We start from the raw sequence: 24,906 nt of genomic DNA, 5'->3' as shown, positions 1-24,906 counted from the left end.
AAGGTTCTTTGTTTACCACTCCTTTTTTTACAATCATTCCAAGTTTAAATATTATAAAAATCGGCCAATTTTTGTGTGTCAGATGTATAACCACTTTTTAATTATTGCTTTTAAGTTACTATCCAATATAAGAACTTGCAGAACAACCAATTTTCAATATGTGAATTATTTATACAAGAAATTAATACTTAACGGATCTAAGGGAGTGTGAGTGAAAATATATCAAAATGTAAGCTCAAACTTTGCTAAAAATTATGAAAAGATTCGTTACTACGAAAAACTAGTGATTTTATATGATTTCTCTTGTTCAATTTTACATCACCAATAATCATAAAAATCACCATTATGAATATCGAAAGAACAGAATTTATAGCCTGGATGGAAAGGATCATGGAAAGATTTGATCTTCTGAAAGAACAAATGATTAAGAACCAATCCAGATTTATAGAAATAGACGGGGAGCAGCTTCTGGATAACCAGGATGTTTTACAGCTTTTAAAAATAAGTTCCCGATCATTACAGCGGTACCGGACTGATAAAAAGCTGCCTTACTATACCATCAGCGGAAAGCTGTATTATAAGCTTTCTGATGTCCATCAATTGATCAGAGAATGCTTAAACTCTTGATCGTAACAAGACATCTACAGCCAAATCATTCACCACCATTCCAATCTTTTAGAGCATCATAATTGAGCTTATACCTTGGTTCCATTAAATGAAATACAATGGAAAATGAATTGATAAACCATCAGGAACCTAAAGAACTCAAACCATCAACAGACACACTCCTTGTCCTGAACATTCATACCAATCAGGTTGAAATGGTCAAAGGAATTGATCAAGATGGGAATCTTCAAAAAATTCCTCCACAAGAAAAAAAAGATAATGAGCCGCTGATCAGAGTTGATAAGCACGGCGATCTATTCTCCAACTTCTTTTCCAATTTTTACCGGCAGCTTAAAAATCCCACGCATTTCAACTTTTTCAAGGTATCGGAATACGATGCTGTTAATACTGCCAAGGATCTTCAGAAGTATGTCGATCAGGCATCTCCTGAAGAAAAAGAAAAGCTAAAAGACTATGAAGTGTTACCAAAGAATAACAACAATCCAAAAAATCAAAATACAATGGACAACAACACAGACAATCAGGAGTACCGTTTTCAGCCGGAACAGATCGACTGGAAAACGATGGAAAAGTTTGGACTTAATCAGGAAAAGCTTGAAAAAATGAATGCGATGGATGCATTACTCAGAGGTTTTAAAACCAATACACTAATTCCCATCACTATTAATCTGGGAACAGCAGTCAGTAAGATGGATGTTCGATTATCTCTTCAGACAGGAGATACAGGGCAGGTTGCCGTTCATCTGCATGGAATCCGAAAGGAGCCCAGTTTCAATAATAAATTTCTGGGTCATCAGTTCACGGATGAAGACAAGAAGAATCTAAAGGAAACCGGGAATATGGGCAGAGTAGTAGATCTGGTCAATCCTAAGACGGATGAAATTATTCCATCAGTGATCAGCCGTGATCGTTTAACCAATGAATTGGTAGCCTATCGAGCGGAGTACATGAAAATTCCTGATGAAATCAAAGGAATTAGGCTTGATGAACATCAGAAACAAACGTTACTGGAAGGAGCACCATTGTATCTTGAAGGCATGATCTCTAAAAAAGGAGAACCTTTCGATGCCACCGTACAGTTCAATGCAGATAAGCGGTATGTAGAGTTTATGTTCAACAATAATCACACACCACAACAAAGTCAACAACATCATCATAACCAACAACAAACTCAACCTACCGATAAAGAAGCGCCCAAAATATTCAGAGGAAAAGAACTGGACGATTCACAATATGAAAAATTCAAAGCCGGGCAAACCGTTTACGTTGACGGTCTTACCGATGCTAAAGGTAAAACCTATCAAGGCTATATTACCTTCAACAAAGAAACTTCCAAAACCGATTTCTCCTTTACCCATCCTAATAAACTTAAAGAGCAGGCAAAACCTTCAGAAGATCAAAAGACCCAAACTGCGGTTAATTCTCAGGGTAAAACCAATGAAGCTACTAAAAATGTGAAAGAGCCTTTAGAATCCAAACAGCAGCAGCCTGCCAGTCAACAGCAGGAAGACCAGCAAAAAAAGGTTAGAAAACCAAGAGGACCCAAACTATAATAAACATCTAAATCCATCATATGAAAGCAATCATCGCAGAAAAACCGAGTGTCGCAAGAGAAATCGCACAATTATTAAGAGCCCATGAAAAGAAAGACGGCTATCTGTTCGGTAACGGATACTGTGTTACGTGGGCATTGGGACATTTGATATCGTTAGGAATGCCGGAAGATTATGGTATAAGAGGCTTTAACAAAGCCTCTTTGCCTATCTTTCCCAACCCTTTTATTCTAACTCCCAAAAAACTAAAGAAAGCAAAAGGCTATGAGCCTGATCCTTCCGCTTTAAAACAACTCAACACCATACAACAAGTCATCAAGCAATGCAGCAGTATTATTGTCGCCACCGATGCAGGAAGGGAAGGAGAGCTGATCTTCCGTTATATCTATCATTACCTACAATGCAACAAACCTTTTGAAAGACTCTGGATCAGTTCCCTGACAGAAAAAGCAATACAGGATGGTTTTAAAAGCCTTCAGCCAGGCGATGCCTTTGACGGTTTGTATCAAGCTGCTAAAGCCAGAAGTGAAGCGGACTGGCTGGTAGGAATCAATGCAACCCAGGCATTAACCATCGCAGGAAACCAAGATGTTTATTCATTAGGCAGAGTGCAGACACCAACCCTTGCTTTAATCTGTCAACGGTTTCTTCAGCATCAAAACTTCACCAAGCAAAAATACTTTCAAATTCAGCTGAGCCACAGAAAAGAATATACAGACTTCACCAGTCTTTCGCTATTACAATGGGAAGAAAAAAAGCAGGCAGAACAAATCCAAAAGATTATAGAGCGGGAGGGAAGAGCTATTGTAGAAGATGTATCTGTTAAAAGAGTACAGGAGCAATCTCCATTACTTTTCGACCTCACTGAATTACAGAAAGAAGCCAACAGAAAACTGGGGCTTTCTGCTGATGAGGTTTTACAAACAGCCCAAAGCCTCTATGAGAAACAGTTCATCACTTATCCCAGAACCGGAAGCAAGTATATTCCTGAAGATGTATGGACTGATATACCTGAGCTGGTCAGAATACTGAATCAGACCGAACCCTTCAAAGCCACCATAACCCATTTAAAATTCGGAAACTTCAACAAGCGTATCGTTAATGATCTAAAAGTTACCGACCATCACGGATTACTCATAACCACTAAAACACCTTCTGCACTTAGCGCTACGGAAAAAGCCATTTACGAGATGATTGCTTGCCGTTTATTGGAATCCCTATCCCACACCTGTATAAAACAAGTCACCCAAATCCAGATAAAAGTCCATCATTACGAATTCCAGATCAAGGGATCAAAAATACTCAACACGGGCTGGCGAGCCATCAAAGGGATTCTTTCTGAGAATGAAAATTCCGATAATAAAGATGAAGCCCTTACTGAACTTCCGGAATTCAAAATCGGAGATGAGCTCAAAATATCAAAAACAGAATTATTGGAAAAAGTAACGCAACCCCCCAAGCTATATACAGAGGCCGACCTTTTATCGGCGATGGAAAATGCAGGCCGATCTATTGAAAACAAAGAAGAACAGAAAGCGCTATCCAATATCGGCATCGGAACACCAGCCACCAGGGCATCGATAATCGAAACGCTGCTCAGCAGAAACTACATCATCAGAAAAAGTAAAACCCTACATCCCACCGATAAAGGCTTACAGGTTTACAACCTTGTCAAAGACAAAAAAATAGCCAATGTCCAAATGACCGCAGAGTGGGAAATAGCACTGGATAGAATTGAAAAAGGTGAACTCAATAAAACTCAATTCATCAATGACATCCAACACTATACAACTGAAATCACCAACGAACTTTTATCACTCCATATTCCCCAAGAAAACACCCCACAATTGAAATGCCCTAAATGCCAACAGCATCATCTTATTATCAAAGAGAAAATCGTAAAATGTCCCGATGAGCAGTGCAACTGGACTCTCTTTAGAACCATATGCGGAGTACAACTCAGTAGTAAAGATCTTACTTTACTATTAACTCAAAACAAAACATCATTAATCAAAAATATGAAGAGTAAAAACGGTAAAAATTTTGATGCATTTATAATTTTAAAAGGAGATTTTGGAACTTCATTTCTGTTTCTTAAGTAAAAAGTGAAGCAGTACTATTCTGTAATCATTATAATTTCATTTTTTGAGCCTGTAGTTACCTTATTGTTATTATGATTGAATGCCTATGTTAGTTTCGTATAATTATTCCTTTTGTTTCCATGATGATTTTACATTAATATATAAAACCTCTCGAAGGAAGCTCTTTTGTAAAATCAGTAAAACTTGAATATTCAAGTCCACAAATATAAAAAATCCCCGGATAACCGAGGATAAAAAACTAATAACCATGAAAACTCAAATTTAAACATGAGAATCAGTTGCAAAATTAAATCATATCATATTCTTTCGCAACAGGTCTCATCGATGAGTTATATTGTAAATTTCGTTTGTTCTTTTAATTTCTGATATTGTCACTTCTGGTTTTAAAGCCATTATTCCTTCTTTCAGAATCATTTCAGAATTCAAAAAGACAACTCCACCAAATAAAGACCTCCTATTCCATAGGAGGTATAAAAACTTATTAAAATATATTTTTTTAGCAAAAATATAATACGACATATTTTGTCGCTTTGCCGATATATCTTTGTCTTATTCAAGAATGTTAATAAATTTCCTTTGAGCGAAACTTTTAAAATCTTAATTTTGCAGGCATTAAAAACATAACCATGAACAATAATTATACTATACAGTTTGTGTATTTCTAATATACACGATTATAAATCACTATTCATTAACGTTAATTACAATTTAAGCATGAAAAAACTCTACATGGGTGCATTATTCTTATGTACTATGGGGATATTTGCTCAGGAGGTACTCTGGCAGAAAGACATAAAGTCCAATTCACAGGATTTTTTAAGCCAGGTTACTACTACCATTGATGGGCAATACCTTATTACAGGAAGCAGTATCCAAACGGATAAACTCCAACAAAACAGCAAGCAAAACAATGGTTATGACTTTCGCCTGATAAAATTGAATCAGCAGGGAGAACAGGTTTTCGAGAAATATTTATCAGGAAATAATCACGACTATTTATCTTCAACTGTCACTACCCAGGACGGTGGTTTTGTGATTTCTGGGACGTCATATTCACAAAAAGGACTTGATAAAAAAGAAAATTCTAAGGGAGGCTCAGACATTTGGCTCATTCGGATCAATGAATTTGGTGATGAATTGTGGCAGAAAACATTAGGTACCTCTTCGAATGAAGAAGCTAAAGCAGTTATCCAGACTATAGATCAGGGATTCTTTGTTGCGGGGAATGTACAAAATTCCTCTAAAGGTTATGGTTTTAAGGACGTCTGGATTGTAAGACTCGACAAAGATGGGAAAATATTATCTGAACAAACATTGGGAGGACGCGGACTTGATGAAGTTGAAAAGATGATCCCAACGAAAGACGACGGGGCATTGCTGGGAATTTACTCCAGAAGTGGAGTTGTAAGTGGAGATAAGACGGGTAAACAGACGGAAAACTTTGGTGAGGGCGACTACTGGATTGTGAAACTAGACAAGAACGGAAAAGTAGAATGGGAGAAAAACTTTGGAGGAAAAGATGATGATCATATCAGAACGTTAGCCTTGACATCAAATGGCTTTATCATTGGTGGTGAATCCAGATCAGAAAGGTCAGGAAACAAAACTGTCGGATTAGAAGAGGGTACAGACTTATGGTTGATTTCTTTAAATGAAAAAGGTGATGAGCAGTGGCAGAAATCTTACAATTTCAAAAATAGAGACATTCTGATGAGTATGAGTGTTCTTCATTCAACAGATGATAAATCTTCTAAGGGAATCTTACTAGGAGGCTATACTCAGGCTGAGGGAAGAATAGAAACTGATGATGAAACCTTCTGGATGCTGTATCTTGATCAGAATGGAAATGAGCAGTGGAGAAAACACGTGGGTGGAGAATCCAGAAAGAAGGAAGAAAGACTTTCAGATTTAAAGCTCAACAGAGATGGTTCTATTATTCTGGCAGGAACCAGTGCAGAAGAGCTGGGTAAAGAAAACTGGAAGATTGTAAAATTAGGAGACAAGCAAGTAACTGAGCTTCTTCCTCAATATGATATCAAGATTTATCCAAACCCTGTATCTGATTATGCTTATGTAGAAATCGGTTTCGATTTTAAGAATGCAGATATTTTGTTGTATGATATGAGTGGAAGACAGCTTCAAAATATAAAAACTAAGAACAGAGTGACAAAAATCAATACCCAGGCTTTGGTTCAGGGAGCATATTTGGTGACTATAAAAACTGATACGAATAAAACGACGAATGCGAAGTTAATTAAGAAATAAGAATGAAAAAGATATTTTTACTAATGGCATTGCCATTGATATCCAATGTTTCGATATGGGCACAAACATTACAACTACCCAAAAATATACAATCTCCTAATGCTGCTTCTCTAGGAAAGTATGGTGATATCCCAATGGATCTCTCCTCTGGGAGAGCTAATGTGAACATACCTTTATATTCCCTAAATGAAAATGGTATTCCATTAGATATAAGTGTAAGCTATGATACAGGTGGGGTGAGAGTAGGGGATACTCCGGGATGGGTTGGACAAAACTGGACATTCAATGCAGGCGGTGTGATTGCGAGAGTGGTTAAAGGAACTTCATTTGACGAAAAATACACCAATGATGTTCCCATGGGTTCCAGCCAGTGGGGAATAGCAAGCGGTTATTATTACTATACTCCAGCACTTAACGGGAGCCAGTGGAATAGTGTTAGTAATATGACAACGGTCATAAAAAATGGAGGGGCAACCAATGCTGATTTTCCAGCAGCAGATCTGGAACCTGATATTTTTATTTTCAATTTCATGGGACATGTTGGGAAGTTCTTTTTAGGCTCTGATGGAGTATGGAAAGTATCATCCAAAGATAATATGAAGGTGGAGATCAATATGAATGATAAGATTACCCCAATGAACTTTCCTGCTACCAATAATTTCAATCAAAGGCCATTTTTAAAGGTTCTTGGTAAAATTACAATGATTGATGATCAGGGCAATAAATATATATTTGGAGGTATACAGGATAATATAGAATATACCATTCCCGATTTTTATAATCAACTGGTTAATCCGGTTATTGCAAATGCCTGGTATCTGTCAGAAGTGTATGATAAAGAAGGAACAAAGATTTATTCCTTTGAATATGAAAGAGGTGACTATATGGCATCTTTTTATAATACGAATTCGTTTAGCGGATATAGTAAACAGTTTGATGGTAATATATTCGTCCCGGGGGTGGGGTGTAGTGGTGGAAGCAGCATAAGCAATCAGGTCGTTGCTGCTGGACAACTTATCATTCCTACCTATTTGAAATCCATTACGACAAAATCTTCAACAACGATCAATTTTGCATCATCAGTTACCAATTCATTGAAATACAGATATAATAATGGAGATCCTACTCTGGATAATGCTTTCTCTAATGTCTTAAGCTATCTGGCTGGTTTTGCTTTACCGGGAGATCATGAAAATGCGATGTTCTATTATATCAAAAGATTACAGAATGGAGTTACCCCAAATCCCAACGTAACATCAGGACACTTTGACTCGTATATCAATGCATTGAAATGGAGGAAATTAGATGGTTTTGTAGCAAGAGACAGCCAAAGTAATGTCTTAAAACAGGTTTCTTTCAGTTATAATAATATTCCCACTGAGAGATTGAAGCTGGAAAAACTGACTGTTGACAATCAATTTAATCATAGCTTTGAATACAATAACTTTAATCAGCTTCCAGGTCTGCTTTCGACTAATGTAGACCATTTCGGATATTACAAGTCTACTCCTTTTTCTCTGGATTATAATTCGCCAACAATTCATGAACCTTCAAGGGAAACAGATCCTGCAAAAGTATATTTTGGAACATTATCAAAAATTACGTATCCTTTGAAAGGCTATACCATGTTTGAATATGAGCCTCATACGTATTCCAAGTATCTTGATTCAAACAGCAGTCTGGTTTCTGGAAGTGGAATTATCGGAGGGGTAAGGATAAAGAAAATGTCTGATTTTAGTGATTCACAAAATAAGATTGTAAAAGAGTACAGTTACACCGTTGATGCGAATTCCTCAATATCTTCTGGAATACTTCTTCAAAAAAATGTATATTACGTAAAGAATTTTCTTATCCCTACTGAAAATGGTATTCCTTACTATCAAACCCAGTTCAGTATAGGATCTGTAGTACAGCTTTCCAACTTGATGGGACCCCAGATTGAGTATTCAACAGTGGTTGAAAAAACAGAGAATAATGGATATACAGTTAATAATTTTACTAATTATTCAGACTTTCCAAATTTACCCAATAGTGGAAAACTAGGCCAGAATAATTCCATTTTTGATCCCCATACGGAGTTTGGCTATAAAAGAGGTCTTCCGAAAGAGAAGAAGTATTATAACTCAGCTAATAGTCTTTTAAAAGAAGAAATTTTCACTTATAGTGAAACCTCTCCTCAAGCAGCAAGAGGCCTAAGTGGTAAATTTTTTCTTGCTTGTCCAGGATCTAATGGGCAGACTCTGGAATATGTTATTGCCGGAACCGCTTATGAATTATATTATTCTGACTTTAACCTGACTTCAAAAAAGACCAGGACTTATGGAAGTGGAGGGCAGTTTTTTGAGAAATCCGAAAGCAATAATTTTATAGATTATGGAAACTTTGGAGATAATTTCCTGAAGAGTAAATCATATGTAGATACTAATGGAAAATCAATATCGGATAATTATCTATATTCTTTTGATAAAAATGGTACTGATCCATATACTGCCATGGTCAGTCGACGAGAATACCCTGTTGTGGAAGCCAGTAAACTTGCCAACCAGGAGCTGTTAAACAAAACGAAGACAGACTACGCACTTGTATCTACTGTAGCTGCCAATGGAACTGCTGTGGCTTCCCGAATATTTCCTCAAAAAGTATCGGAAGCTAAGGGCAATAATGCACTTGAGGAAAAGTTGATCGTTGATAAATATGATACTGACGGACATATTTTAAAGGCACACCTACCAACTGGAAACTATACCTACTATTATTATGGTTACGATAATAAATATCCGATATTGAAGATAGAAGGTGTTGAAATTACAGATGAAAGTACTGTTTTAGGATATTTGGCAACACTTAAGCCTCTGCTTAATGTAATTTCACCTGATTATACCCAAATACTTCAGCAACAAGCATATATCATCAACGCTCTGCCTAATCATCTTTGTACGCTGTACACTTATAAGAATGAGTTTGGGGTTAGCAGTATTATGAATTCATCAGGTGTGATTGAATATTATAACTATGATAATATTGGACGATTGATGAATGTAAAGGATCAGAATGGAAAACTTGTAAAGAGTTATACTTATGAAATTAAAAACTGATAATCTGATGAAATCAACATATAAAATTGTATTATTGATACTTGTCTTTAGTACCTCAATAATCAAAGCTCAATTTTCGAATTATTCTAAATCTTACAATTGGAATCTGCTTACCACCTACTCCAATGGTGGTGGTGGTGGGGTAACATTGAGTATCACCAATAATGTGCTTAGTCTTAGTTTCAGTGCTGGCTTTACGGAAACCACTTTAAAACAAGGTAAAATAGCACCAACTGATTATGCGGGAACGCTTCCCAATACAGAAATTCCTATTCCGGCAGGAAATTTTTTTGCTGGTAAAGGGTACCGGTTTTTCATTGTGGATAATCAACTGGCCATTTATCATACCAGTCCTGTTTCTTTAACAGGGTTTTCGGGAACTATATCTGTGAATTTAACGACTCCGGTTTCCATCCCTACAGATATTTCAACATATCTTTCTAACTGGACTTCACAGAATAAGGTAATGTCGGTAAGTTATCTTACAGACCTGGGAGATTCCGGGAAGAAAAAGACTTCCATTGTGTACTATGATGGTTTGGGAAGGGAGTTGCAGAGCGTTGCCAAGGAAGCAACACCTTTAGGGAAGGATTTGGTGACTCTTTTTGAATATGATAACTTTGGAAGGAAATCGAAAGATTTTTTACCTGTTCCGACTGCACAAAATAATGGTCTTTTGGTTGATGCTGCGGTGTTGTCAGGTTTAGCATCATCTTTTTATAATGGTGAGCCTGCATTCTCAGAAAAAGTCTTTGAAGCCTCTCCGTTAAACAGAGTTTTGATGCAGTCAGCACCTGGAACAGTTTGGCAGAAAAACAGTGGACATGAAATAAAATTTACTGATGATGTAAATTTGACATCTGACGAAGTAAAAAAATATAATGTTGAACTGACATTTACTCAGGATATTTATAATCCTAAATTATTATTCAGTTCCAATTATAACGCAGGAAACTTAATAAAAAAAGTGACCAAGGATGAAAATTGGACCCCTACAAGTGGAAACAACAATACATCAGAAGAATTCATTAATAATGAGGGAAAAACTATCTTACAAAGAAAATATGTAGATGGAAAGAAAGCTGACACCTATTATGTTTACGATATTTATGGAAACCTTACTTATGTGATACCTCCTCTAGCTTCAGATGAAGTTAAAAGCTTGGCCACCGGTTTATTTCCTGATGTAACTCTTGATAATTTGTGTTATCAATACAAATATGATAAGAAGAACAGATTGGTAGAAAAAAGGGTTCCAGGGAAAGGATGGGAATATATGATCTATAATAAGGCCGATCAATTGGTGATGAGCCAGGATGCGAATCTTAAAGCTCAGGGCAAATGGCTTGTAACCAAATATGATCAGTTTGGAAGAGTTGCATTTACAGCTATAACCAATAATACGGGTACAAGACAATCTCTACAGACCACTATCACAGGATCTGCTTATACCTTTGAGATAAGAAGTGCCAACTCCTTTACCGTAAGTGCAATGCCAATTTATTATACAAATAGGGCGCTTCCGGGAAGTCTGGCACAGGTATTAAGCATTAATTATTATGATTCCTATCCTGCAGGATATACTTTTAATCCTGCTTTTCCAACGGATATTTTAGGAGAGCCTACACTAAATGCTATTCCTAGCGCAGAAGGGTTAAGTACAAAAAGTCTACCTGTCCTTAGCTTAGTAAAGAATATTGATGACGATAGCTGGTCGAAAGATTATACCTATTATGATAAAAAAGGAAGAGTAATTGGAAATCATTCTATCAATCATCTGGGGGGGTATACCCATATTGAATCCAAACTTGATTTTGCAGGGGTTACGAAGCAGACTGTAACAAAGCATAAACGATTAGATACTGATACTGAAAGAGTCATCACAGAAATGTTTGAATATGATAACCAAAACAGGTTATTGGTACAAAAACATCAGGTAGATAGCAACCCAACAGAGATTTTAGCCCAAAATACCTATAACGAAATTTCTCAGATTACCAATAAAAAAGTAGGTGGAACGGATCTTGCCAATCCATTACAATCTGTAGATTTCCAATACAATGTTAGAGGGTGGCTGACCAAGATCAATGATCCATCGGCTTTGAATGGGAAACTATTTGGGTATGAGGTCAGATATAACAATCCTGTGTATACCAACTTGTCTTCGGGAAGATATAATGGAAATATTACAGAAGTAGATTGGAGAAACGCTTCAGAGGGTGCTCTGAAAAGGTACTCTTATACTTATGATCCTCTTAACAGGCTGAAAGATGCCATCTATTCAGAACCAGGAGCTACTAACCCATATAATAATAATTTCAATGAAAATCTGACTTATGATTTAAATGGAAATATTATGACCTTGAAAAGGAATGCTTATCCTGTATCAGGAACTACAGCAACACAGGTAGATGATCTTGAGTATAAATACACAGGAAATCGTCTGAATCAGGTGGTAGAAAACTCACCCAATCCATCAGGATATGAAGGCGGAAACAATATTATTGGCTATGACCTCAATGGAAATATGACCGATATGAAGGATAAGGGAATCCAATCCATTGTTTATAATCATATGAATCTGGCTGCTTCAATTAGTATGCAGTTTACTAATCCTGTTGGAAATATAAGCACAACCAATATAAGTCATTTGTATCGTGCCGATGGAATGAAACTTCGTAAAACATATAGTCAGCAAGCTCATATGGGGCTACCAACAATTCGCATGACGGATTATTTGGATGGGTTTCAATATTCATATGAAGATGATGGTGGGATCTGCATCACATGTAAAACAGAAACAGCCTATGAAGAGCAGGCTTATTCAACATTTAAACCTGTATTTCCTCCTAGTGCAGCTTGGAAGTTAGATTTTGTAGATACTTCGGAAGGATTTTACAGTTTTGCAGAAAACCGTTATATTTACAGTTATAAGGATCATTTAGGGAATGTAAGAGTAAGTTTTGGAAAGAATAATGCCGGGGTAGTTCAGACAATGGATGTCAATAATTATTATCCATTTGGGTTAAACCATATTGGAGGATCAAATTATTCAAACTTTGGAAGCTATTATAACTATAAATTTGGAGGAAAGGAAATGCAGGAAACAGGCTGGCATGATTTCGGGGCGAGAATGTATATGCCTGACCTTGGTAGATGGGGTGTAGTTGATCCACTTGCTGAAGTTTCGAGAAAATGGACACCATATCATTACGCTTATAATAATCCTATACACTTTATTGATCCAGATGGAATGTTATCTGTTAGTTCTTTACAAGAAATGTGGGATAATACTTCAGGTTCCAGTACTTGGACAAACAATGGGAATGGTACTTTTGAAGGTGGTGAGGACGACCCTAAAAAGAAAAATGCAAGAAAGGCAGGATCTATACCCGCGGGTATGACTGAAGAGGACGCACTTAAGGAAATTATCACTATTGATGGAAAGAAGTATCATAAAAATACTACTAATGTTGGAAGTGTAGCTTTAAATTGGTTGAATGGGTTAGCAGGAGGTGATGATGATTATTTTGTAGAACATAAAGAATATAATCCAGTACTAGATAATGAACTTAAAACCGGAGCAGAAGTAGGATCATACTTTATTGGCGGAGTAGGTGGAAAAGCAGGAACAAGAATTTTGACTGAAAAATTATTCGTACATAATTTAAAAAAAATAGGCTTTAAAGAATTACAAGTTGTAGTAAAAGGTTATTCTACTGAAATGAACGTTTTTTTCAAATCTGGAGGGAAAGAAATGGTTAGTAAAAAAGCTTTACAAGCCTACAAAGAATTGGCCACGAGGATAATTAATGGGACTGGAGGAGCTCCCGCTGGTAAAGCTACTGAAACAGCTCTTAAAGTTCAAGTTCAAAGACTAGAAATGATTAATAAAGCCTTAAAATAATATGGAAGATAAAGAAGAAAAGCGATTGATTTTATTTAGAGATCATTTTGAACATGAAGGGGTAAATAATTTTACAACCGCCAATAATTTTCAAATACAAGAATTTGAAAATAATAACAAGGTATTAGTACCTTCAGATCTCAAGCAGTATTTTTTATTAATAAACGGTAGCGGGGGCAGTCCATTAGATAATCTATATGAATTTTATAGTATTGACAGGATCAATACTGCATTTAATGAATTTAAAGATTGGAACGGAGTACCAGAGTATCATAGATTGGATTTTCAAAAATTTAAGAATGTTTTTATTTTTGGAAATTATGAATTCAATCTTTACTCTTTTGGAATAGAACTATTTGATACTTTACCTTCGACAAATCGCATTTTTACTTTTTGTGGAGAAGAATATAAAGTAGTTGCTAATAGTTTTGAAGATTTTACAGATATTTATCTTAACAATCAAGAAGAGATTTTCATATAAATATTATTCTGCATTTTGTTGTGCAAATTAGTAAAAATAAACCCCTCGCTTCAGAGGGGTTTATTTTTTTATAACTATTTATTTGTTTAAAAGTTTGAAATATTATCAACATTAAGTTGCTACCTTTTTTAGGACACGATTCTTATACCCTTTGCCTTTAATAATATGAAAAAGATCTGAAAAATTACAGTTTAGAGTTTAAGGTGTTACATCTTAAAAAAGGTGGTAGGTATGACGGATAAGATATGAATTTACCAAAGAAAGGTTTTCAATAGTCTCTTACATCTTACGATTGCAGCTTTCTTAAAGCTTTGATCAGCTTCTCTTTCTCCCCACTTCCCGTCGTAGAAAATCTTACTAAAGGAATCTTATACTTATCTAAAATCTCATTCTTCATACGATCTCTTTCGGCTTGTCGACTTTCCAGTTTATGGTATTCATATCCATCCACTTCTATGGCTAATACAGGATTTTTTCCTAGCTTGTTGTAGATCAGAAAATCAAGATGCGTGGCGTGATGTCTTACATATTTTTCTTCTTGAGAACTTAATCTGGAAAAATCTGAAAGTAAATTTCTTAAAGGCTGATGCAAAATAATGCCATATTTTGAAAATTGATCATCGGACAATACTTCCCTGATTAACGCATACATTAGATTCTCACTGTCGAAAACAGATTTCTTTTTTTGATCTGATAAAAGAGCTCTTCTTTTTTCTTCATACCCTTTGTACAGGTAATCAAAAATAGAATGTACCTCACTCTTGATCGTGCTAAAATTGTTATAATCAATATAGCGGATCAGATCTGAGATATTCGTTTCATTATCATTTTCATTTCCGTTCACCAATAAAATCAGCTGGTCTTTAGCCCTGGAAATGGCTACATTCAGTCGGTTTGGGTTGTCGGTGAATTCAGAGATTTCATTATCTACGGTGGAGAGAATGATTGCATCATTTTCTCTTCCCTGAAATTTATCCACCGTATCGGCTTTGATATCTGTTCCCTGAAATGTTCTTTGCAGGGCTAAGGTCTGATTACGGTATGGCGTTACAATTCCCAGATTGACACCTTCCAGCTTTTGCTGTGGAATGATTTCCTGAATAATCACATCAATCTGCCGCTGATTCTCTCTTTGTCGGGCATGGTTGCCTTCTGTTGTTTTATAGACTAATAAAGGTTCTCTTTCCATCTGTCCTTCCGAAAGGATGATTAATTGATCATTATAAAACTTACGGTTACAAAAATCAATGATTTTAGGATGGCAGCGATAATGTTCTTTTAAAAGTGTTTTAGGCACCTTCGGAAATACTTCTAGTATGGAAGAAAGTAAACTATGATTGGAATACCGATAAGGTTCAGGAATATCATAGTTCTTAAAGATTTGATCTGTATTCTCTGCTGTTTCAGAATCCACTACATTGGGAAGCTGTTTTAAATCTCCTACAATGACGGCTTGCTTCGCGCAGGATAATGCGAGTACACCTGTAGCCAAATCAACCTGTGAAGATTCATCAACAATCACATAATCGTAGACTACATTTTCAGCAAGGCTTCTTCTTAATGAGTAGGTTGTACTCATAATGACAGGATAATCTTTAATAAATTCTTCTGATTTAAAACGAAGATCCCATTCGGTATATTCTGAGCGTTTTTCTCCTTTATATTTTTGGTAGAGTTTGTTTTTAAACAGCTGCATAGATACTTCCGTATATTGTTTCATTTTATCATGGAAGGAAAAATGCTGTAATGTATTTTGCAGTTCCTGCTTTCTGAAATCAAGCTCTGAAATTTTTACTCCATAGTATTTTGCCTGGACAATTCTGATCATTTCTTCATACGATAAGGTATAAAAAATCTTATCTCTTACCCCATACAGAAAAGGAAATATCAGTTTACGCCACCAGTAAAATTTCTTGCCTGTTTTCTCATAGTCTTCCAAGGTAACCCATAAAGAAAGCAGCTGATCTGAACTGATATTCTTTTTAAAACGGATTTCGCTTGCTAAAGCGACATCTTCCGTAAAATGCTGATGTTCTGTTCTGATCTTATCGATTTCCAGCGTAAGCAAAGCCAATTCATTCTTTAGTTCTAACTTTTCAGCAAGTTCAGCGAAAAGAAGGGGAGTAGACTGCATAAGAGATTCTTCCTGTTCTTCCTCTAATCTAAAATCTGATAGATCCGGTATTTCAGTCTGAGCATCGATAAATTCTTTTTTATTCTGACTGCTTCCCAATAATGCCGCTATAAAAGAAACTCCCTTACTCTCCAGCTTCTCAAAAACATTTTTTGTTGCCGAATTATTGCTTGAAACAACAGCCACACTCTGATTATTCATCACTGCATTGGCAATAATATTTAGAATAGTCTGGGTTTTACCTGTTCCGGGAGGACCTTCTATAACACTTAGCGGATTTGAAAATGCATTATCAACTCCTGTTCTTTGGCTCAGATTAAATCCAAAAGGAAAGATTTCAATAGGAGAGGCGTGGTAATTCTTTTCGGGTTCTTTCCCATTAAGATAATTGTAAAGAATAGAAGTCTCAGGAATAAAACGGATACTCCCATAGCTATTAGCAAGAATATTATTGCCTTCCTCTGTCTTTAAACCAATACTTTCTGCAATTGCCTTTAGATAAGAAAAAATATTTCCTGCTCTCTCACTCTGAATGGCAGATTTAACGATCTTAATCCTGTGTTGAGAATAAGAATAGGTTTTATCGCTTCTTTTATATATTACTACACATATACTGCCTTCAAAAGAATAAGATTCTATCTCATCAGTTCTGTCTTTACTATCTATGTAGATTGCTTCTGTTCTCAAGTTATTTGAAGTAGATTTTTGCATAGATTATTAATTACTTATAAATATAAGAAGTAATAATTAAAAATATATTCCCAAAATTAAAAGATAAGAAAGAGAGTATAAAAAATAAGCAAGGTTAAAAACCTTGCTTAAATCTGTGTTGTCCAGGTCTCGATCTGCAATGTTGAATTACATATTCTAGACGTCCAAAACGTATTCTAGTATAAGCTCTTACAAAAACAGGTCTCCATCCGGAGCAAAAAAAACAATTTTCCATTATGGACAATATTTAAAGTTAGCATCTTTAAAATGTCCTGTTAAATTGTTTATTATGACAAATATAGATAATTATAATATTAATTCAAAATTCGATTGTCTTGAATCAATCTATTCTAAATCTCTGTGAAATTGATCTAAAAAATGTTTTTCATTTATCATCGATTTTAGCAACCTAACATGACTTTCTTCTTTATTACGATGAGGATTTTTGATGCTATGATATCCTACTTTTTTAGTAAACTGTTCTGTTTCTATTTTTCTAAGTATTAATCTCATTTTTTCCGTCATTTTTTCGTATTCAAATGCTATTTTATATAATGTAAAAGTTTTGATATCTGTAATAATATATCTATGTACAATTTTATTTCTTTCATTGTAAAGATCAAATAATTTATTGTAAAGATTGATATCTATTATTTTCATCTCTTGAGCTTCTCGATAAATATTTTTTTCATTTATTGGTTTATCGTCTTGATCTTGAAAAAGATATTTTATTCTGAACAGTTTGGTATTATCTAAAATTTGATATTTTAAAACAATTGATAATCTAAGATAGGCATCTATCTGATTAGCATTTATAATAAGTAGCTCTATTGCTGACTCATTTTCAATCGCTTTAGCTTTTAAATCAAAAGTAGCTCCTAATGATGCTACAAACTTTTCGTAACGATAAAGATGAGTTGCTAATGTGCGACTGTTTGGTTCTATACAGATTAATGATTTCAGGGAGTTCTCGACCTTCTCAATTTCTTTTTCTAATTTATTATTAATCACCTTGATCTTCTGGTAGACATATTTTGCCATGAAAAAAAAATCTTTTACTGTTGTAGCCCATATTATAATTATAAACCCATCATTCTCATCTATTTGTCTTTTTTCGAATTTTAGATTATTTTCAAAATATTCATGTTTATTTTTGAACCTTTGATATTTATTTTTTTCCTTTTTATAATGACTTAGTTGAAAACACCCAATTGAGTTTCTAAATGGTTCAAAACTGAATGGTGGAGAATTTTCTAAACCCATTATTTCATTTCTATAATCCCATTCTATTGGAATATCTATCTCGAAAACACCATCAGGGCTAGTAAATTTTTTCATAGAGTTATGTAAATTGCAAATAACTCTAAGTTACTTATTTTATCTTAGAGTTATTTACATTTATAAAAATATAAGAGTATGACAAAAAGAGTTGATTATTACTATTTACCCAAAAAGTATTGGAAAAAGCATAACTATTGTGAGTTTGTTATAAATCAAATCGAAGAACTTATCTTGGATGAAAGATTTATTGAATTAAAAATACAGACATTTGAATTTTCCAAAGATGTAATTAACAAAATAGACGTTTCAGATAAACATCTCTTTGATAGACTGTCAGAATTAGGATTTAATAATGAATTGACAAAGGTAGTAAGAACACACTTAATACTTTCATTAATAATGGAAACGTGTTACTTTATACAAGAAAGTCTTTTATGCTCATTAAAGATGCGAATGACAGTATGTTTTACATTGCTTAGAAAACCTTTTTTGGAAATTTTAATTCTTGTTATGAGAATTTTAAATGAATCAGATTTTATTGATAAATTCAACAACCTTGAAGGCTTTGATCCAATAAAAACTACACCTAATGAAAAAAAAGATTTGATAACAAAGACAAACAATTTGCTTAAGGATTTATTTAATAATGAAGACTTGTATCAGTACATTTTTGATAAAGAGTTTGGAGATAGCTTATTTAATATAACGAATAATGCAATTCACTTATATACAGATAGAAATCCAGTGTCAGCAACAGAAAAGCAAAACTTAAATTTTATATTTAGTACTCGCGAAAATATTGATGATATGTGGGAATATATATATCATAATATTCCAATGCTTTTAACATTTTTAGCTTTTTCTATAGATTTATTAGTATTGAAATCTACTACAGTAGATGAAGATATTTTTTTGAAGAGACATAAAATGAGAGAAAAACTAAGGAAAAGATATAAAGTTGAATAGATAAATTAAAAATTTATGCTCACAAATCTCTTACTAATTTAAAATAAATTGTTATAAATTTTTGAAAAATAACTACATACAATTAAATCACAACTATTATCGGTTTTGTCAAAGTTAATATTAACTCTATTACAATTTTTTTCAATATCAATTTGTAAATCACAACTCTGTTTTATTCGGTAAAAATAAGAATGCCACTTATCGCAATCTTTAGGGATAGGAAATAAAACAAATGCTACAAGTCCAAAATTCGAATTAAGTTTTTTTGTATCTAAAATAATAGAGTCAAAATTCTTTGTTATAGGTTTTTTGCAACTTTTCACCCCAGCAATATCCCAACTTGTATTTGGTGTTTTTTAGTTCTACACAGTAGAAATCATTTTCTTTGGAAAATGATAAATCATATCTATCTTTCCGCATTTCATATGAAGTTTCAACAAAGACATCCGTGAATCCTTGTTCTTCTAATTTGCTTGCTAATTCAAACTTAAGCCAGCCTTCAAATTTATTTCTACTTTTTACAGCGATACTGATTACTTTAGAATTCTCAAGAATAATCTCGGTAATTAGTTGTCCTATTAATTGATCCAATAGTTTTTTATTTTTTATGATTTAATTAAAAATAAATTTTATAGCTACGGAATTTTACAAAAAGGATAATTGTTCCTTTCCTATCTCAATTTTTATATCCAAAAAAGCCAGAAATCACATATAAAAGATCATCCGCAATTTTTTTTATTTTTTCAGGTTGTTGATTTTCTTCTTTCAATTGATCTTTTATCAACACAAATTCTTGACTAAAAAATTGATGAAAACCAACCATAAATAGAATGTTTAAAATGAACTGACATTGTTCTGCCAAATTATCAAGGTCTGCTTTAAACTCAGAAGATTCAATTTCGATTTTCTTTGAATTATCGAAATCTTGCAAATAACCTGGAATTGGTTCCTTTACGGGAAAGCCATCATAATGTTTAACACAATTTGAAATCCAATTTATTTTCTCAGAAATTTTAAATGAGTTAATTGTTTTGAATAGGTCTTTATCTATTAATTTTTTTAAATATGAATTTAAGTCTAAAAAATTGTTTTCAAAATCAATCTCTTTAAAAAACTCATTTAAAACTCGTAAAAGATCCTTTAGATAACTTTCATATTTATGGTAAGCGCCCACATATCCTAATCTTATCGTTTCATAATAATTTTCTTTAAGTTCCTGATTGGTTATAGTTATTAAATGTTTATATTTTGAGGATTTTAAGTTCCTTTGGAAGTCCTGCGATGCTCTTAGTGAAGCTGGTAAATAATATTGAATAAATAAGTTCTTAAATGAGTTTATTTCTGAAATATGTTTAACAACAAAATTAAACATCTTTTTACCAAGAGGGTCATCTTGTGTTAATGAGAAATTATTTATTTGAGAAAATTGCTTTGCTAAATTTTCTACTAAAATGTCAATAGGATTATTTTTTTTCATCAGATTATTTGAGTAATGAGTGAAGTGTATAACAACTATTCCACATATTGTACGGCCTTAAAAGTAATATTTAGTGTATATTCAAGATGATTGGATACATTAATATTAATTTACTAATGATTTTATCAGTTTATGTTAAGAATTGAATATTCATAATCATATTCTAATAAATGTGGAGTAGGACTTTTTCCGTCTGGATTATAATAGTTTATACCTCTTGATGTTTCTGAAATCAGGTGCAAATTTTTTCTCGCTCTGGAAGCTAAAACATAAAGTAGTTTTTTTGAATTTTCGTAACCATTTGTGTCGTTAAAATGAGGTATGTAATCATCAAGCAATGCGAAACCAATTACAGTGTCATATTCTTCCCCTTTCACGCCATGAATAGTTGAAACTGTTATGCCATCTTTTTGCCTAAATACTTTTCTGAAATTTTCAATATCTCCAATAAAAGGATTTCCTTCATCAATAAGCCTTTGTATACGACTTTCAGAACTAGCAAAAAATGAAGTATGGTGCTCTTTCAGTAATGGAAAATTACTAATGTCAATTTTTAATTTGTTACAAATTTGGTTAAAGAAAAACCGTAAATATGTCAAACCATCATTTTCATCAATTTCGATAGAATTACAAATTTTTAAAAATTCTTTATTTGAGATTTTTGTTATGTCAATCCCTACGGCTTCAAACTCATATAATACTTCTTTACTCCATCGGAGCCTTCGAACATACATAAAAGGAGATGGCTCTGTTAGAACTATTCTTGCAATTTTGAACCAAAAATTTTCAATATCACGAGAAAAGGGTGCCATTCCAGGACCGTCGAAATTGTAATCAGGAAGCCTAATCATCAACTTTCTAGTTATGCTTGCAATATGTACCCATTGTGGTGCTACAATGCAAATTTCATTAGGACTAATGCCAACTTCTTGCACATTAAACAAAATTAGTTTTGCAATTTCTTCAATCAAATTACCTACAGAAACCGAAAAATTATAAGTGATTAAACTATTGTAATCTTTATTATTTCCGAAAGATATAATTGGTGTTGTAAAGGTTTTATAATAGTCAAAATAATTAATTATAGCTTCCGATGATCTGTAATTTTTATCTAAGCTCAATTGCTGCAATTCAAATCCTAACAGTTTTTCTAATTCTTTTTTTGCCATTGGATAACCACCTAAAGAATTATAAATAGATTGATTTGGGTCACCAACAATTAGAGTTTTTGAACAGCCCTTATTGGCACATAATATCTTTGAAATAATGTGATATTGTATTTCTTTAGTATCCTGATATTCGTCGATTAATATAAATGGAAATAATTTGCAAAGAATAGAACTGATTACCGGTTTTGACTTCATTAAATCATAAGCATAAAAAAGAATTTGCTCAAAATCAAGTTGATTGTTTTTTTCTAATATTAAAAAATACTCTTTAAGTATAGCCTTAATATGATTATTCTGATTACTATTTTTTGAGGTAAATTTATATGTTCCATTTATAGTGGCATAATACTGAAAGTCATAAAAAGTAACTTTTGGATTACTGTATTTGTTACATATCTCAGTCAACAGCTTTTCAGTATCAAATGAATTACAAACCTTAAAACCATTTTTTAGTCTATCAGAGTACAAATGGTAAGGCTTTAAAATCCACTCCATGCAAAATGAGTGGATAGTACCAATCCATAATTGAGTAGTATCAACTCCTAACAGCTCTACACGGTCTTTAATTTCTTCCGCAGCGTTGTTTGTATAGGTTATTGCAATTACAAACTCTTTGTCTGTTTTTAATCTGCTAAGTTCATATGCAATTTTAAAAGTTAAAGTACGGGTTTTTCCACTTCCTGGACAGGCTATAAGAAGCACACTTTTATCTTCTAAAATTGCATTTTGCTGTTCATCGTTGATGCTACCTTTTTCCCAAATAAACATAATTATTTCAATTTTTCAATGATGGTTAATATTTGATCATTGGGAATTACCAAATCCAAGTCGATTACTAAATCTTCTAAAGGTATTTCTGCATTACGATATTTTAATAATTGAGCACGGCAAGAAGCAAAATCTAAGGTATTTTTATCCTTAAAATTTTCGTTTATTCTAAACTCAATAATGTCTGCAATTATATGTGAAGAATAGCTGTCTTTAGCGAAAAAGATTGCATCCAAAATATACTCAGGAATAATGGTTTTAAAGAAAATATGTTTGCCAAGCATTATTGCAAACCAACCTTTGCCTTCTTGCTTTGCCATTGTAAGTACTCGTTTACCAGATACAGCTACGTTAGCATTTTCCAAATCCAGCTTTGCTTGGTCGCGAGTAGCCTTATCTACATACACTTGTTTTATTATTCTTTGAATTTCCCAGTTATTTCCTTCAGTTACAAAATCAACCTCAAAAGTATGTTTGGCGTAAAACGCCTTAACCCATATGTTACCTGTTTCAAGCAAATCAAGTTTCGCTTTTCTTTCCAAACCTTTTTTTTGCGATCCGGCAACTTTCTTCTTATATTTTATAATTTCATCTGTATCGCCTTCAACTTCCGTTGTATCACAAATAGCGTCATCTAAATCAGTAAGTATCGCGCATTTTCTCTTAATTCTATCACTATGGAAAAGTTGAGCCACATTTTCAAAACCGGTGCTTCGAATATTTATTAGACTTATTCCTAATTCATCAAGTCCTACACCGAGGACTTTTTTTACCATAATCGGTATCAAAATTTCTTCCGCATCTCCTTCAACCAAAATTACACCTTTGGCAAAAAGTAAATTAGTCCTAACCGCATCTAGATAGCGTTGTATTTGGTTAATGTTTTCAGGTAATAAACCTGTTGAAGGTTGATAAACTTCAGCATAATTGAGTTTCTTGGCAAGAATATTTATGTTCTCAACGTTACTGACTTCTGAAATTTGTGTTGAATGTGTCGAATAAATAATTTGCGTGTCGACATAATTTAACTTGTCAAAAAGTGTCTTTTGAATGTGATTATGAATATGGGCTTCTGGCTCCTCTATAATCAGGAAATTTGCAAAAGTATCTTTAGATTTTCTATACTTAAATTCTAAAAGTTTTAGGGTAAGAAATATAAGATTTGCACCTCCCAAACTTAATTCGTGTATTCCCCCTTCATAATCTTCTTCAGGTTCGCCGATAAAAAGTTTTAACGACTGTAGAAGCTTTTCTGCTTCATCTGGGACACTGGATTTAATGGATAAAGACGATGGTGAGTAAGTTAATCCAACCGCGTCTTGTATGGTAAATTTAATATCTGCTCTTATGTTTTGTACATCGGGAAGTGCTTCAATATTTTCATTTAAATCATTAACTAAATCACTTATTGGCTTATAATCAACTTCTTTAATTTCTCCACTTTTATTTTTTAATAGTGTAAGTAAAGGGTTGGTTCTATTATTATGAAAATCACTTACAACATCTCGCAAAGCTTGAATAAACGTAAAGGATATTTCTTTGGCAACTGACAATTGATGTGGAATTCTTGAGCCAAATTTAGAAGCATCAATCGATGCAGGAAAAATGACATTTTCGAAATCACCCACAAGCTCCTTGTAAACTTCAAGGTCGTTAAAATCGGCTGTACTTTTACCTGTAAAGAAAGTCTCATAATTATCTTGAATGGTAATATCATTCAAGATTGTTTGTAAACCAGCTTTATCTCCTTCTTTCAGTTCAGATAATTTTTGTCTAATGTCTGCTTTTGGTCGAAAAAATAAATTGTAAGTAGCTTTTTTTACATAATCTTCTTCCGCAATTCCGGCACCGTGAATGAAAAGAGATTGTATAGCCTCTTCATTATTAAGTTCGTCAAATTCTATGCTAATGATTATCCAATGTCCTTTCCATTTATTTTTACCCAACTGCCTATTAAAATCTCCTTCATTTAGTTTGTAAGCAAATTGCATTGAAGCGTCTTCCAAAAGCAATCTTATGGCTCTAAAAACATTTGTTTTTCCAGAGCCATTTTCTCCAATAATGGTATTAATACCTTTGTGAAATTGAAAAATAGCATTCGCGAAATTTCTGTAGTTAATGAGTGAAACTTTAGATATATACATTAAATATTTGTGTGTGAAATTATTAATTTAGAACATTTCCATCAGGATCAAAATTACTCCTTACCTTTTTGGACATTTAATTATAATAAATTTTGAACCCATTACAAGTACTGGTACTTTCAAAAGTATCAATATTTTTACACATTTAATTACGGCTTCCCGTAACAATAAAATTAAAACTCATTATTCTTACTAATATTTAATCAAAGATTATGATCAATTCTTT

The 24,906-nt window shown here is 33.5% G+C and carries 14 protein-coding genes; 8 read left to right on the top strand and 6 right to left on the bottom strand.

Annotated features, from left to right (window positions below; genetic code table 11):
- Positions 1 to 345: 345 nt before the first annotated feature.
- The 7 genes from JOE44_RS10655 to JOE44_RS10625 all read left to right on the top strand — a co-directional run bounded on the left by JOE44_RS10655 (position 346) and on the right by JOE44_RS10625 (position 14,030).
- Positions 346 to 627, top strand: a complete 282-nt coding sequence (locus JOE44_RS10655) for a helix-turn-helix domain-containing protein (protein WP_209785568.1) — start codon at positions 346 to 348, stop codon at positions 625 to 627.
- A gap of 98 nt (positions 628 to 725) precedes the next feature.
- A complete protein-coding gene (locus JOE44_RS10650) occupies positions 726 to 2,180 on the top strand; it encodes a DUF3945 domain-containing protein (protein WP_209785567.1) in 1,455 nt (484 codons plus the stop codon).
- Positions 2,181 to 2,200: 20 nt separating this feature from the next.
- Positions 2,201 to 4,282, top strand: coding sequence for a type IA DNA topoisomerase (locus JOE44_RS10645; protein ID WP_209785566.1), 2,082 nt, complete (start codon positions 2,201 to 2,203; stop codon positions 4,280 to 4,282).
- 714 nt (positions 4,283 to 4,996) lie between these two features.
- Positions 4,997 to 6,547, top strand: a complete 1,551-nt coding sequence (locus tag JOE44_RS10640; protein ID WP_209785565.1) for a T9SS type A sorting domain-containing protein — start codon at positions 4,997 to 4,999, stop codon at positions 6,545 to 6,547.
- 2 nt (positions 6,548 to 6,549) lie between these two features.
- Positions 6,550 to 9,642: a hypothetical protein gene (locus JOE44_RS10635; RefSeq protein ID WP_209785564.1), complete on the top strand. Its 3,093-nt coding sequence runs from the start codon at positions 6,550 to 6,552 to the stop codon at positions 9,640 to 9,642.
- The gene (locus JOE44_RS10630; RefSeq protein WP_245169756.1) at positions 9,626 to 13,549 is read left to right on the top strand and encodes a DUF6443 domain-containing protein; all 3,924 of its coding nucleotides are present in this window, start codon (positions 9,626 to 9,628) and stop codon (positions 13,547 to 13,549) included. The genes JOE44_RS10635 and JOE44_RS10630 overlap by 17 nt, the downstream gene beginning before the upstream one ends.
- A 1-nt stretch (position 13,550) precedes the next feature.
- A complete protein-coding gene (locus JOE44_RS10625; RefSeq protein WP_209785563.1) occupies positions 13,551 to 14,030 on the top strand; it encodes an SMI1/KNR4 family protein in 480 nt (159 codons plus the stop codon).
- Positions 14,031 to 14,316: 286 nt separating this feature from the next.
- Here the strand turns inward: JOE44_RS10625 and JOE44_RS10620 are convergent, their stop codons facing one another.
- Positions 14,317 to 16,875 (bottom strand): AAA domain-containing protein, encoded by a 2,559-nt coding sequence (locus tag JOE44_RS10620; RefSeq protein WP_209785562.1) that lies wholly within the window; start codon positions 16,873 to 16,875, stop codon positions 14,317 to 14,319.
- Between the two features lie 345 nt (positions 16,876 to 17,220).
- On the bottom strand, positions 17,221 to 18,213 hold the full coding sequence (locus tag JOE44_RS10615) for a hypothetical protein (RefSeq protein ID WP_209785561.1): 993 nt from the start codon (positions 18,211 to 18,213) through the stop codon (positions 17,221 to 17,223).
- A 78-nt stretch (positions 18,214 to 18,291) separates the two neighbouring features.
- Here JOE44_RS10615 and JOE44_RS10610 point away from each other — a divergent pair, with 78 nt between their 5' ends.
- Positions 18,292 to 19,122 (top strand): hypothetical protein, encoded by an 831-nt coding sequence (locus JOE44_RS10610; RefSeq protein ID WP_045495680.1) that lies wholly within the window; start codon positions 18,292 to 18,294, stop codon positions 19,120 to 19,122.
- A gap of 285 nt (positions 19,123 to 19,407) precedes the next feature.
- On the opposite strand, the gene JOE44_RS10605 is transcribed toward JOE44_RS10610, so the two are convergent.
- The 4 genes from JOE44_RS10605 to JOE44_RS10590 all read right to left on the bottom strand — a co-directional run bounded on the left by JOE44_RS10605 (position 19,408) and on the right by JOE44_RS10590 (position 24,680).
- Complete coding sequence (locus JOE44_RS10605; protein WP_209785560.1) at positions 19,408 to 19,713, bottom strand: hypothetical protein; 306 nt, start codon at positions 19,711 to 19,713, stop codon at positions 19,408 to 19,410.
- Between the two features lie 85 nt (positions 19,714 to 19,798).
- A complete protein-coding gene (locus JOE44_RS10600) occupies positions 19,799 to 20,599 on the bottom strand; it encodes a hypothetical protein (protein WP_052480557.1) in 801 nt (266 codons plus the stop codon).
- 125 nt (positions 20,600 to 20,724) lie between these two features.
- On the bottom strand, positions 20,725 to 22,536 hold the full coding sequence (locus JOE44_RS10595; RefSeq protein ID WP_045495684.1) for an ATP-dependent helicase: 1,812 nt from the start codon (positions 22,534 to 22,536) through the stop codon (positions 20,725 to 20,727).
- 2 nt (positions 22,537 to 22,538) lie between these two features.
- Positions 22,539 to 24,680 (bottom strand): AAA family ATPase, encoded by a 2,142-nt coding sequence (locus JOE44_RS10590; RefSeq protein WP_209785559.1) that lies wholly within the window; start codon positions 24,678 to 24,680, stop codon positions 22,539 to 22,541.
- Positions 24,681 to 24,906: the final 226 nt, after the last annotated feature.

The sequence above is a fragment of the Chryseobacterium sp. PvR013 genome (assembly GCF_017833095.1).
Classification (GTDB): Bacteria; Bacteroidota; Bacteroidia; order Flavobacteriales; family Weeksellaceae; genus Chryseobacterium; species Chryseobacterium culicis_A.
This window is presented reverse-complemented; position numbering and strand designations above follow the sequence as displayed.

Coding starts and splice junctions, on each gene's coding strand:
- JOE44_RS10655 (WP_209785568.1), top strand. CDS start 346: ATGAATATCGAAAGAACAGAATTTATAGCCTGGATGGAAAGGATCATG.
- JOE44_RS10650 (WP_209785567.1), top strand. CDS start 726: ATGGAAAATGAATTGATAAACCATCAGGAACCTAAAGAACTCAAACCA.
- JOE44_RS10645 (WP_209785566.1), top strand. CDS start 2,201: ATGAAAGCAATCATCGCAGAAAAACCGAGTGTCGCAAGAGAAATCGCA.
- JOE44_RS10640 (WP_209785565.1), top strand. CDS start 4,997: ATGAAAAAACTCTACATGGGTGCATTATTCTTATGTACTATGGGGATA.
- JOE44_RS10635 (WP_209785564.1), top strand. CDS start 6,550: ATGAAAAAGATATTTTTACTAATGGCATTGCCATTGATATCCAATGTT.
- JOE44_RS10630 (WP_245169756.1), top strand. CDS start 9,626: ATGAAATTAAAAACTGATAATCTGATGAAATCAACATATAAAATTGTA.
- JOE44_RS10625 (WP_209785563.1), top strand. CDS start 13,551: ATGGAAGATAAAGAAGAAAAGCGATTGATTTTATTTAGAGATCATTTT.
- JOE44_RS10620 (WP_209785562.1), bottom strand. CDS start 16,875: ATGCAAAAATCTACTTCAAATAACTTGAGAACAGAAGCAATCTACATA.
- JOE44_RS10615 (WP_209785561.1), bottom strand. CDS start 18,213: ATGAAAAAATTTACTAGCCCTGATGGTGTTTTCGAGATAGATATTCCA.
- JOE44_RS10610 (WP_045495680.1), top strand. CDS start 18,292: ATGACAAAAAGAGTTGATTATTACTATTTACCCAAAAAGTATTGGAAA.
- JOE44_RS10600 (WP_052480557.1), bottom strand. CDS start 20,599: ATGAAAAAAAATAATCCTATTGACATTTTAGTAGAAAATTTAGCAAAG.
- JOE44_RS10595 (WP_045495684.1), bottom strand. CDS start 22,536: ATGTTTATTTGGGAAAAAGGTAGCATCAACGATGAACAGCAAAATGCA.
- JOE44_RS10590 (WP_209785559.1), bottom strand. CDS start 24,680: ATGTATATATCTAAAGTTTCACTCATTAACTACAGAAATTTCGCGAAT.